A 12,984-nucleotide genomic window follows, 5' to 3' on the forward strand; every position below is an offset into this window, starting at 1 on the left:
ATATCAGATGAATATATCACACTTTATTTGGTTTAATGGGGAAATCGTACCATGGCAGGAAGCTAAAGTACATGTAATGTCTCACGCTTTGCATTATGGATCATCAGTATTTGAAGGTATGAGATGTTATAATTCACATAAAGGTCCCGTTATATTTCGTCATCGTGAACACATACAAAGATTATATAATTCCGCAAAAATTTATCGTATGCCTATTTCTTGGAGTATTGATGATTTAATGGAAGCTTGTAGAACTATTATTCGAAAGAATAATTTAATTAATGCATATATCCGTCCTCTCGTATTTATTGGAAATGTAGGTATGAAAATTAATCCGACTCCCGGATACGCCACCGACATTGCTATAGCAGCTTTTTCTTGGTTGCCTTATCTGGGAGAAAATTCTTTGAAACAAGGGATTGATGTTATGGTATCTTCCTGGAATAGAGTTCCAGCAAATACCCTTCCAAGCACAGCGAAGGCTGGCGGAAATTACCTATCATCTATGTTAATTAGTAATGAAGCGCACCGAAATGGTTATCAAGAAGGAATAGGTTTAGATATATATGGTTATATTTCAGAAGGTGCTGGTGAAAATTTATTTGAAGTTAAAAATAATGTTCTTTTAACGCCACCATGTGCTTCTTCTATTTTACCTGGAGTCACACGTGATGCTATTATTAAGTTAGCAGTAAATATTGGTTTAGAAGTACAAGAACAAGTATTGTCCCGTGAATCTCTATACATAGCTGATGAAATATTTATGTCTGGTACTGCTGCCGAAATAACTCCAGTACGTAGTGTAGATGGAATTAAGGTAGGTGCTGGTACATGCGGACCTATTACTAAAAAATTACAGCACTTATTTTTTAACTTATTTACCGGAATTACTGAAGATCAATGGAATTGGTTAGATCCAGTGCACTAGCAATACTAAATTGATACAAATATTAATTCTTAAGATAATCAATATTCAATAATATAGAGGATACTGGAGTTTTAACTATTATGCCTAAATATCGCTCTACTACTACTACGCACGGTCGTAATATGACTGGTGCTCGAGCATTATGGCGTGCTACAGGTATGACCACTGAAGATTTTGATAAAATGATTATTGCTGTGGTTAATTCATTTACCCAATTTGTTCCTGGGCACATACATTTACGAAACGTAGGAGAATTAGTGTCTGAACAAATTAATATTACCGGAGGAGTTGCAAAAGAATTTAATACTATTGCAATAGACGATGGAATTGCCATGGGTCATAGCGGCATGCTATATTCTTTGCCATCTAGAGATCTTATTGCTGATTCTGTGGAATATATGATTAATGCTCATTGCGTTGATGCTATGGTATGCATTTCTAATTGCGATAAAATAACACCTGGAATGTTAATGGCGGCATTACGCTTAAATATTCCAGCTATCTTTGTATCAGGTGGACCAATGGAATCTGGTACAATAGCTTTTTCTAATCAAAACGTTAAGTTAAATTTAATTGACGCGATCACTTGTTCCGTAGATCCTAATATTTCTGATGTTGATCAACAACGCATTGAATCAGCGGCGTGTCCTACATGCGGATCTTGTTCAGGGATGTTTACGGCGAACTCCATGAATTGCTTAACAGAAGCATTGGGATTAGCACAACCGGGTAATGGATCGTTGTTGGCTACTCATTCCGATCGCAAAAAATTATTTTTAAATGCTGGTAAATATATTGTTCATTTAGCTAAATCTTATTATGAAGAGAATAATTATTCTGTTCTACCGCGTAATATAGCTAACAAGTCTTCCTTTGAAAATGCAATGATGTTAGACATTGCAATGGGTGGCTCTACTAATACTGTATTACACTTACTTGCGGCCGCTCAAGAAGGAGAGATAGATTTCACTATGGCAGATATTGATAAGCTATCTCGAAAAGTACCGCATTTATGCAAAGTAGCTCCAAATACTCAACGATATCACATGGAAGATTTTCATCGAGCCGGAGGAGTAATGGGTGTGCTTGGTGAATTACATCGTTGTGGCTTGTTACATGAAGACACACGTAATATATTGAATAAATCTTTATTAGAAACGTTATTAAGTTATGATATTGTTTCATGTGATAATTTCGAATCAAAAAATATGTATGCTGCAGCGCCAGCAGGAATACGTAGCATACAAGCTTTTATGCAAAAAAACAGATGGACTTCGTTAGATACGGATCGTTGCTCGGGATGTATTCGTTCACGTGAACATGCTTATAGCCAAGATGGAGGTTTAGCAGTATTGTACGGCAATCTTGCTGTAGATGGATGTCTTGTAAAAACAGCTGGAGTTCATATAAACCTTCAAAAATTTAGTGGACCAGCTAAGGTGTATGAGAGTCAAGAGGAATCTGTTCAAGCAATTTTAACAGGAAATGTACATTCTGGCGATATTATTGTAATTCGATATGAAGGACCAAAAGGTGGACCAGGTATGCAAGAAATGTTATATCCAACATCTTTTCTTAAATCCATGGGGTTGGATTTGTGTTGCGCTTTGATTACAGATGGTAGATTTTCAGGAGGAACATCAGGACTATCTATTGGTCATATATCTCCGGAAGCAGCTAATAAAGGATTAATTGGACTAGTACATGACGGGGACATAATTAATATCGATATTAGCATGCGTAGTATTACTTTAGAAGTTTCTGAGCATATATTAAAAATACGACATGCAGCAGAAATTGCTCGAGGAAATAAAGCGTGGACTCCAACAAACAGAAATAGAAACATATCTATTTCTTTAAAAGCATACGCCCACTTAGTAACAAGCGCAGACAAAGGCGCGGTTCGTGATAAATCTAAATTATTAGGATAACATCCTAAATGAAAAAAATTTATTCTTTTTCTCATGCTCCATGTCCTGCAGAGTATCTACGTACTGCTTTGCGCTCTCATGTGTATGAAGTAGCGCAAATAACTCCATTACAAATTATGAACAAATTATCAGAACGTCTTGAAAATACAGTATTAGTTAAACGAGAAGATAGACAGCCGGTACATAGCTTTAAACTACGTGGAGCTTATGCTATGATCTCAAGTCTTAATGAAACACAAAAATCTTCTGGAGTTATTACCGCTTCAGCAGGTAATCACGCTCAGGGGGTAGCTTTTTCTGCTACTCGTCTAGGTATTACATCTTTGATTGTGATGCCTATAAATACCGCTGACATAAAAATAGATGCAGTACGTGATTTTGGAGGAAAACCGTTATTATGTGGAGCTAATTTTGATGAGGCTAAAATTAAAGCTATGTATTTAGCTGATAAACATCAATTAACTTTTATTCCTCCATTTGATCATCCAACGGTAATCGCGGGACAAGGAACATTAGCTATGGAATTATTGCAGCAAGATGCTCATTTAGATCGCATTTTTGTTCCAGTAGGAGGAGGTGGTTTAGCTGCAGGTGTTTCTGTATTAATTAAACATCTTATGCCACAAATAAAAGTTATAGGAGTTGAATCAGCAGAATCGGCTTCTTTGTGTGCCGCCTTATCGGCCGGTATGCCAGTATGGTTACATAAAGTAGGTCTATTTGCTGAAGGAGTAGCTGTACGATGTGTTGGCAATGAAACATTTCGTCTATGTCAAGAATACCTAGATGATGTAATTACAGTGGATAATGATGCAATTTGCGCTGCAATAAAAGATTTATTCGAAGACGTACGTGCTATTGCTGAACCCTCAGGTGCGTTAGCATTAGCTGGAATGAAGAAGTATATTCAAAAATATGCAATTCGAGGTGAAAGATTAGCTCATGTTCTTTCAGGTGCCAATATAAATTTTCATGAACTACGTTATATTTCAGAACGTTGCGAACTAGGAGAACAACGAGAAGCGTTAATGGCGATTACTATTCCAGAAAAAAAAGGTAGTTTTTTAGAATTCTATAAAATATTAGGAAACAGATCAGTAACAGAATTTAATTATCGCTTCAATGGATCTAAAAACGTTTGTATTTTTATTGGTATACGTTTGAAGCACGGACTTTCCGAAAGAAAAACAATAGTTCAAGAAATACTCGCTAATGGTTTTCACGTTGTAGATTTATCTGACGACGAGATGGCTAAATTGCATGTTAGATACATGGTAGGAGCACGTTTATTCCAGCCTTTACAGGAGCGAATTTTTAGTTTTGAGTTCCCAGAAGCTCCAGGAGCATTATTGAAATTTCTTCATACTTTAGGTGCTAATTGGAATATCTCTTTATTTCATTATAGAAATCATGGTACTGATTACGGACGTGTTCTAGCCGGGTTTGAACTATCTAATCAAAAAGAATCAGAATTTAAAGAATATCTATCTAAATTAGGATACGAATGGCACGATGTTACAACTAATCCAGTGTTTGAAGTATTTTTAAATTAATAAAACATTGTGATGGAAAGTTATTAAATTATTTTTTAACATTATTTTAAAGAGATATTTTATGACTAATTATTTTAATACATTAACTTTCATAGAAAAATTAAAACATTTGGGAAAATGTCGATTTATGAGTAACAATGAATTTTCTGATGGAATTCAGGCATTATTATCTAAAAAAGTAGCTATAATAGGCTGTGGGTCTCAAGGTTTGAATCAAGGTTTAAATATGAGAGATTCTGGGGTAAATATTACATACGCTTTACGTCGTGAATCTATTCTTAATAAACAAGAATCTTGGAAAAGAGCAACACAGAACGGATTTCCTGTAGGAACTTATGACGAAATTATTCCTAAATCAGATGTAGTTATTAATTTAACTCCAGATAAATGTCACACATCAGTGATACGACAAATAGAACCTTTAATGAAACATGGATCCACATTGGGGTATTCACATGGATTTCATATTGTAGAAGTTGGAGAAAAAATTCGTCAAGATATTACTGTCATCATGGTTGCTCCAAAATGTCCCGGTACAGAAGTTCGTCAAGAATATCAACGAGGATTTGGGGTACCTGCTTTAATCGCCGTACACGAAGAAAACGATACATATGATATGGGCATGACATTAGCAAAATCCTGGGCATTTGCACTTGGTAGTCATCGTGCTGGGGTATTAGAATCTTCATTTGTAGCAGAAGTTAAATCAGATCTTATGGGAGAACAAACTATTTTATGTGGAATGTTACAAGCCGGATCCATTCTTTGTTTTGATTATATGATTAGCAATGGTGTTAATGCTGCATACGCAGGAAAATTCATTCAATGTGGCTGGGAAGTCATAACTGAAGCATTAAAACAAGGAGGTATTACATTAATGATGGATCGATTATCTAACGCTTCTAAGATACGTGCTTTTATATTATCTGAAAAACTAAAAAATATATTAAAACCAGTTTTTGAAAAACATATGGAAAATATACTTAATGGAATATTTTCTAAAGAAATGATGTTGGATTGGGAAAATAATGATGCTAAATTACTTAATTGGAGAGAAAAAACCAGTCAACTTCCATTAGAACAAGCTCCACATTATCAACAAGAAATTTTGGAACAAACATATTTTGATTATGGGATATTAATGGTAGCTATAATCAAATCAGGTATAGAATTATCCTTTGACACGATGATAAAATCTGGAATAGCACCAGAATCAGCATATTATGAATCATTACACGAGTTACCTTTGATTGCAAATACTATAGCTCGTAAAAAATTATATGAAATGAATATGGTAATTTCTGACACCGCAGAATACGGTAATTATTTATTTTGTGATACGGTAGTACCTTTGTTAAAAACGACTATAATACCTAATTTAAGAACAGGAGATTTAGGTATGTCATCCAAGAATGTTAACGTTGATAACATTGTTTTGCGTAATACTAATGACATGATTCGAAATCATACAATAGAAAAAGTTGGAATTCAACTAAGAAGTTATATGCAAAACATGAAAAGTCTATCATTTAATTAATGATTAAAACAGGACTAAATTTTTGTAATTACCCGCGACATTATTACAATGAAAGATCATTGAGTTGATTCCCAAATAAGAATGAATTTATTTTGAATAAAAACAATAAAAAATCATGTTACATAATCAGTTATATAAATAACTTTATATATTCAACAATATACATAAAATAAATAAATTAATAATAATGATATATAATGATTAGAAGAAAATAAATTATAAGGAGGATAAATGAATCAAATTATCATGCACCTAACAGATTCTAATTTTAAAGAAACGGTGTCAAACTCTACCAATCTTTTTTTAGTTGATTTTTGGGCTGAATGGTGCAATCCCTGTAAAGCAATGATACCTATTTTAGAAGATATCGCTGTTGAGTTTAATGACACATTAAAAGTAGCAAAATTAAACATAGATGAAAACCCAATAACTACAAAAAACTATGGGATTAAGAGTATCCCAACTTTATTATTGATTCGTCATGGAACGGTGTTATCTACTAAAGTAGGGTTGCTGTCCAAACAAAAATTACAAGAATTTTTAAAGATACATATATAAATGAGCACTTATTTGAAACATTTATAATTTTTAAAATTATTTTATATGTTAGTAGACGTTTCTTTAGGATTACAGTAGAATGACAACATGTCGTATATGATTAATTATAAATGTTTAATTTATAATGGAATATAAATATATTGCCACTATGTAATAGTGGCAATAACAGGTAATACAATTAAATTAATTATAGACTATATTTCCAATATGGTTGTAAAGATTACCGATGGATTTTTTATAAATCTATTTTCTGTGATAATCCGATAGTAAGTAAACACTTTAACGTTTATTCATGCTAGAAATTGTAGGCATGGGATAAACAATTAAATATGTGTTGTAAGGGAAATTATTCCATTATGTTACATGTATACTTTATCTTTGTAATACCGACAGTGTATATAACTCCAATTTAAGAATCCATAATTATGAATCTTACAAAATTAAAAAACATACCAGTTTCTGAATTAGTACATCTCGGAGAAAGTATGGGTCTGGAAAATTTAGCACGTATGCGCAAGCAAGATATTATCTTTGCTATTTTTAAACAACATGCTAAAACTGGAGAAGATATTTTTGGGGATGGTGTATTAGAAATATTACAAGACGGTTTTGGGTTTCTTAGATCTAGTGATAGCTCTTATCTTGCTGGACCAGATGATATTTATGTGTCTCCAAGCCAGATTCGTCGTTTTAATTTACGTACTGGAGATACTATTTCTGGGAAAATTAGACCTCCAAAAGAAGGTGAACGTTATTTTGCATTGCTTAAAGTAAATGATGTAAATTATGATAAACCGGAAAATGCTCGTAATAAAATTTTGTTTGAAAATCTTACTCCATTACATGCCAATTCACGATTACGCATGGAAAGAGGAAATGGTTCTACGGAAGATTTAACCGCGAGAGTATTGGACCTAGCATCACCTATTGGGCGCGGACAGCGCGGTTTAATTGTAGCGCCTCCTAAAGCCGGAAAAACTATACTTCTTCAAAATATTGCACAAAGCATTAGTCATAATCATCCAGACTGCGTATCAATAGTACTTTTAATAGATGAACGTCCAGAAGAAGTTACTGAAATGCAACGCTTAGTGCACGGAGAAGTCATTGCATCTACTTTTGATGAGCCAGCATCTCGTCATGTTCAAGTATCTGAAATGGTAATTGAGAAAGCTAAGCGATTAGTAGAACACAAAAAAGATGTTATTATTTTGTTAGATTCCATTACTCGATTAGCAAGAGCCTATAATACTATAGTACCTTCATCCGGAAAAGTGTTGACAGGAGGGGTTGATGCTAATGCTTTACATCGTCCAAAACGCTTTTTCGGAGCGGCTCGTAATATGGAAGAAGGAGGAAGCTTAACTATTATAGCTACTGCTTTAATAGATACTGGATCAAAAATGGATGAAGTAATTTATGAAGAATTTAAAGGAACTGGCAATATGGAACTACATTTATCAAGGAAAATAGCTGAAAAGCGTGTTTTCCCGGCTATTGATTACAATCGTTCTGGAACTAGGAAAGAAGAACTGTTAACTACTCAAGATGAACTGCAAAAAATATGGATTTTACGAAAAATTATTCATCCAATGAGTGAAATTGATGCAATGGAATTCATGATGAATAAATTATCTATGACTAAAACCAATGATGAATTCTTTGATATGATGAAGCGCTGCTAATTTATTGCAATAGTTATCGTTTACTGTATTAACACATATTTTAAAAAAAAGACTATTTGCTATTTTCTATGGCGACAATTTTTCAGATTTTTATATAAAAATTTATTTAATAAATTATCTATATACAATTTTTAATTGTTGTCCTCGCATATTTTTCATAATGGTTTATTTTTATGAATTAAGTATTATGGCGGTATTTAGAATACTTACATACCCATATATTTCTAATATCTTCATGTATAAGTAATAAATTTTTAATTAATTATTTCTGTAATATGTATATGATACAAATATCAGATATATGATAAAATATGTAGATGTAGATGTAGATGTAGATGTAGATGTTGAAGATGTGTCCACATTATTTCTCTCATCTACTATATAGTTTTATGGGTATATCAATATTTATAAATATTTTTTATGTAAGATACACAATAAACTATAAAATATTCTTTGATTTCATAAAAATTTTTTCAGCAGTTGTTTTTAATGAAATTCAGTGAACAATATATATGTACCAAAAAAAATTATTAATGCAAATTGATTAAACTATATTTTGTTGATATAAATTTGCATTAAATATATATGTTAATTCAGCGTTCGTAGCTCAACTGGACAGAGCATCGCCCTCCGGAGGCGAAGGTTTCAGGTTCAAATCCTGTCGGACGCGTTGATTTATTTAAATTTTTATGAAAAAATTGAAGCTGATCGATGGTGATTGTAGCTCAGTTGGTAGAGCTCTGGATTGTGGTTCCAGAAGTCGTGGGTTCGAATCCCATCAATCACCCATTCAAAATAAATGACATAAAGCGAAGGTGGCGGAATAGGAAGACGCACTAACTTCAGGAGTTAGTGTCTTGATCAAGACGTGAGGGTTCAAATCCCTTCCTTCGCAGAAAAATAATTATTATTGTATCGCAAATAAAATGATTGATTATTAGCATTTCAATATTCTTCAATGGAAGATATATATAATATAATACGAAAAAATTATATGCAAATCAGAAAGCATCGGCGAGTGGCGCAGCTTGGTAGCGCTCCTGGTTTGGGACCAGGAGGTCGGAGGTTCAAATCCTCTCTCGCCGATTCCTATAAACTATATTGAGAGAGATTAAGTATTTTTGTTATTGCATTTTTTAAAACTTTTATATGTGTTTATAGAAGTAATTATTTGCATATGAATTTAGAATGTTCATAAATTATGAATTCTTAATCAAAATATGAGTTAGTACCTCATTGTTTGCTGACCGCGCTATAATAATATCTGTCCAACCTAAACGTCTAGCTAATTTAGCTAGACGCACACTTACCACGATTAATTTACATCGTATTAACCAAGATGTACGATAAGATTCAGGAATTAAATAATATAGGTGTTGCAATATTTCCCCAGAAGTAACTACTACTATTTTAATATTCAATTCTAATAGCTTAGATGATTGTTCTTCTCTATCATACCGCAACGGTTGTCTAGTATAACATTCGCAGGACGCAACAAACACTCCTCTTCTTTGGAGAGTGTTGTCTAAAATAGTACGTCCATTATTTCCTCTCAGAATAAGAGCGCGCTTTCCATAACTATACATTAGTTCAGGTAATTGTAATAAATTTTCACTAGTTTCCTGGATTGTAGGATATTTCACTAATATTCCTGATAACTTGTACATCATTACACTAGTTGCATAACCAATGGAATAATATGCTAATTTGGTAGGCCAAGATATTCCTATGTCAAGTAATTGATTATGAGCATATTTAATTGCATGCTGCGATATAATGCACAAAAAATCTCCTTCAGAAAGTAGATTTAATTTCTGTTCTAATGCACATAATTCTTTTCCTGTAGAAAAGTAAATCAATGGCAAATGATATGCAAATTTACCAAAAGAAAGTAATTTATTTACCAATTGCTCTCCATATGGAGAAGGACGAGTAATTAAAATATTCATAATTGTTAATTCGATACATGATTAAATTAACCAAATAAAAACATGTTATCGTTTAAACTTAATTAATAAATCTTCAGCAAGGATAAAACCTAATTTTTCTGCTTGATCTAAAGGCGCTCTTCCTTCAGTACGAGTAATCTTGCTACCATCAGGTAATCCAATAAGCGCTCGTAGCCATATTTGATCCTCTTCAATTTCAGCATAACTAGCAATTGGTAAGTGACAATAACTTTCCAAATAAGTAGTAACAGCGCGCTCTGCCCTGACACGAAATGAGGTTTCTTGATGATATAATGGCGATAATAAGGATAAAATATCAGCATTATCCGAACGGCATTCAATGGCTATAACACCTTGTCCCATTGCTGGTAATAGATCGGACGGATCAATATAAACACGAATGTACTCATGTAACTGTAATCGTTGTAATCCAGCTACAGCTAAAACTATTGCATCATATTGTCCATATTGTAATTTTTTTAATCTAGTATCTATATTACCTCGTAAGTTACTGACTACTAGATCTGGGCGCTGCGCTCGTATTTGACATTGTCTACGTAAACTTGATGTACCTATTGTACTACCAATAGGTAACGTATCTATGTTAGGGTATTTTAAACTAACAAAAGCATCACGTGGATCATTGCGTTTACATAAAACTGGAAGAGTTAATTCATGCGGTAAAGGTACTGTAATATCTTTCATAGAATGCACAGCAATATCGGCACGAAAGTTTATTAATGCATGTTCTAATTCTTTAATAAATGCACCTTTTTTGATTTTATTTTTTGCATTAATATTTAAAAATTTATCTCCTGTTGTTACAATAGGTATTAACTCTATGCTTAATGTTGGATGATAACGTTTTAATTCATCATAAACATATTGAGCTTGACAAATAGCAAGTTGACTTTTTCGTGTAGCAATTTTTAAAATTTTAGTTTTCATCAGTATAATTATGCCAAGACAATATGATTGTAATCTTTAATTAATTTAAATGTTTTTATATAACTATATTGTAAGAGACCTTTGTTAAAAAATTTGTAAGATAAATAAATGTTTATTGCTTTAATTAATTTTAATTATTTTTTATAATTAAGTAATAAAAGTAATATGTTGCGTTCAGATTCTTAATCTTTATACAATTAAAACGTTTTAAGTAAATCATCAGCAGTTTTGTGGCGATATTGTATATCGTATACAATTATAGTATTTTGATATTTAAAAAATTAATACTTAAATAAATATTATCTTCGATAAGTTATAGAAAAAGTTTTTTTGTATATTATCGCTTATAGTATTTCAATACTATCACATTTAAAATTTTAATTTTTTATTATGTTTTTATAAATATTGAAAATAAAAAATTTTGTATAAAATGATTTGATTATTATTAATTACAAAATCTGTCTCATTTATTTACATATGATACTTTAATGATTGATGAAAATAAAGAAGGTAACAGGTATTAATAATTCTGTGCATATAGATTATTCAGTATTTTTAGTTATTTAAAGTATTATCATTTTTGTTGTAATAGTTTAAAAGGATACTTTTTATAAAAAAGTGTACTGCTATAAACAATGATATTTTTATTTTAAATAAGAATATACCTTTATTGATCATTGCAATGATAATCATCATTATGATTATTAAAAATTAATTTCAATAGATATATCAATTGTTATATAAAATTTATAAAATCTAAATAAATAATTAAAAAGATAAACATTATAAAGTGTTTTTTTGTAAAGATGTTATGATGATCAAATAGATGTAAATCATTTTTAATTTGTTATTATCCAAAAGATATTTTCTAAACAGTATGAGCTATGTTCTTTTTTTCTATAATATAAGCAATGTTTTTATGTATTCTATTTTACAATGTAATCAAAAGTATTTGTATTTCTTTCAGATGCTGCAATAAATATAATAAAATCAATAATAGTTGAGCGTAATACAATATTAAAACCATTTCCAAAGATCAGTGATGTGTGATGCTATGTGAGGAAGGTATGCGATTTACCAAAATGAATGGGTTGGGCAATGACTTTGTCATCATAGATGCTATCACTCAAAATATACATCTTACTTCTGAAAATATCAGATATTTATCAAATCGATGTTATGGGGTTGGCTTTGATCAATTGTTAATAGTAGAACCTCCTTATGATCCAACAATAGATTTTCATTGTCGAATTTATAATGCGGACGGAACGGAAGTAAATCAATGTGGTAATGGTATACGTTGTGTTGCGCAATTTGTCTGTTTAAAAAAATTAACTAATAAACAAAACATTCATATTAGTACCCGCACTAATCGTATAATATTATCTATTATGAATGGCAATCGTGTATCTGTTAATATGGGGTCACCTATTTTTGATCCAAAACTTATTCCGTTTTATACATCACAATATCAAAAAACTTATATTTTATTTTTGCCTACACAAGTAATACTATGTGGTGTAGTATCTATGGGTAATCCTCATTGTATTATTTTATCAGAAAAAATAGAAAACATCCAAGTTACTGCATTAGGGTCGGCATTAGAAGATCATCATTGTTTTCCAGAACGAGTCAATGTAAGTTTTATGCAAATTATTAACTGTAGTAATATTCGATTACGAGTATATGAGCGCGGCGTAGGGGAAACGCAAGCTTGTGGAACTGCCGCTTGTGCGGCAGTTGCCGTAGGTATTCAACAGGGGTTATTATATGAATCAGTAAACGTAATCTTACCTGGAGGTACTATATCAGTAAATTGGAAAGGGGCAAGTAATGCATTGTACATGACTGGATCAACGTCTTATGTATATGATGGATACATCAATTTATAAACA

General features: G+C 31.8%; 9 protein-coding genes and 4 tRNA genes. 11 read left to right on the forward strand and 2 right to left on the reverse strand.

What is annotated here, in order from left to right; translation table 11 throughout:
* The first annotated feature begins 7 nt into the window (after positions 1 to 7).
* The 10 genes from M9396_RS02690 (at position 8) to M9396_RS02735 (ending at position 9,278) form a co-directional block, all read left to right on the forward strand.
* Entirely contained in the window at positions 8 to 928 is a 921-nt protein-coding gene (locus tag M9396_RS02690; protein ID WP_250241576.1) for a branched-chain amino acid transaminase, read from the forward strand.
* 80 nt (positions 929 to 1,008) lie between these two features.
* On the forward strand, positions 1,009 to 2,859 hold the full coding sequence (gene ilvD / locus M9396_RS02695; protein WP_250256612.1) for a dihydroxy-acid dehydratase: 1,851 nt from the start codon (positions 1,009 to 1,011) through the stop codon (positions 2,857 to 2,859).
* Between the two features lie 8 nt (positions 2,860 to 2,867).
* The gene (gene ilvA, locus M9396_RS02700) at positions 2,868 to 4,412 is read left to right on the forward strand and encodes a threonine ammonia-lyase, biosynthetic (protein WP_250241571.1); all 1,545 of its coding nucleotides are present in this window, start codon (positions 2,868 to 2,870) and stop codon (positions 4,410 to 4,412) included.
* A gap of 61 nt (positions 4,413 to 4,473) precedes the next feature.
* Positions 4,474 to 5,949, forward strand: coding sequence for a ketol-acid reductoisomerase (gene ilvC, locus M9396_RS02705; protein WP_250241568.1), 1,476 nt, complete (start codon positions 4,474 to 4,476; stop codon positions 5,947 to 5,949).
* Between the two features lie 231 nt (positions 5,950 to 6,180).
* Complete coding sequence (trxA, locus tag M9396_RS02710; RefSeq protein ID WP_250256233.1) at positions 6,181 to 6,507, forward strand: thioredoxin; 327 nt, start codon at positions 6,181 to 6,183, stop codon at positions 6,505 to 6,507.
* Positions 6,508 to 6,932: 425 nt separating this feature from the next.
* Positions 6,933 to 8,192 carry a transcription termination factor Rho gene (gene rho, locus M9396_RS02715; RefSeq protein ID WP_011283119.1) on the forward strand — a complete coding sequence of 420 codons (1,260 nt, stop codon included), beginning with the start codon at positions 6,933 to 6,935 and terminating at the stop codon, positions 8,190 to 8,192.
* A gap of 596 nt (positions 8,193 to 8,788) precedes the next feature.
* A tRNA-Arg gene (locus M9396_RS02720) sits at positions 8,789 to 8,862 on the forward strand.
* A gap of 44 nt (positions 8,863 to 8,906) precedes the next feature.
* Positions 8,907 to 8,979, forward strand: a tRNA-His gene (locus M9396_RS02725).
* Between the two features lie 22 nt (positions 8,980 to 9,001).
* Positions 9,002 to 9,087, forward strand: a tRNA-Leu gene (locus M9396_RS02730).
* A 117-nt stretch (positions 9,088 to 9,204) separates the two neighbouring features.
* Positions 9,205 to 9,278 (forward strand) — tRNA-Pro (locus M9396_RS02735).
* Between the two features lie 113 nt (positions 9,279 to 9,391).
* On the opposite strand, the gene hemD is transcribed toward M9396_RS02735, so the two are convergent.
* Both hemD and hemC read right to left on the reverse strand, forming a co-directional pair.
* A complete protein-coding gene (gene hemD / locus M9396_RS02740; protein ID WP_250256613.1) occupies positions 9,392 to 10,141 on the reverse strand; it encodes a uroporphyrinogen-III synthase in 750 nt (249 codons plus the stop codon).
* A 45-nt stretch (positions 10,142 to 10,186) separates the two neighbouring features.
* Positions 10,187 to 11,089 carry a hydroxymethylbilane synthase gene (hemC, locus tag M9396_RS02745; protein ID WP_250256614.1) on the reverse strand — a complete coding sequence of 301 codons (903 nt, stop codon included), beginning with the start codon at positions 11,087 to 11,089 and terminating at the stop codon, positions 10,187 to 10,189.
* Between the two features lie 1,067 nt (positions 11,090 to 12,156).
* Here hemC and dapF point away from each other — a divergent pair.
* A complete protein-coding gene (gene dapF, locus M9396_RS02750; RefSeq protein ID WP_250242483.1) occupies positions 12,157 to 12,981 on the forward strand; it encodes a diaminopimelate epimerase in 825 nt (274 codons plus the stop codon).
* Positions 12,982 to 12,984: the final 3 nt, after the last annotated feature.

This window comes from Blochmannia endosymbiont of Camponotus modoc (assembly GCF_023585785.1).
Lineage (GTDB): Bacteria > Pseudomonadota > Gammaproteobacteria > Enterobacterales > Enterobacteriaceae > Blochmanniella.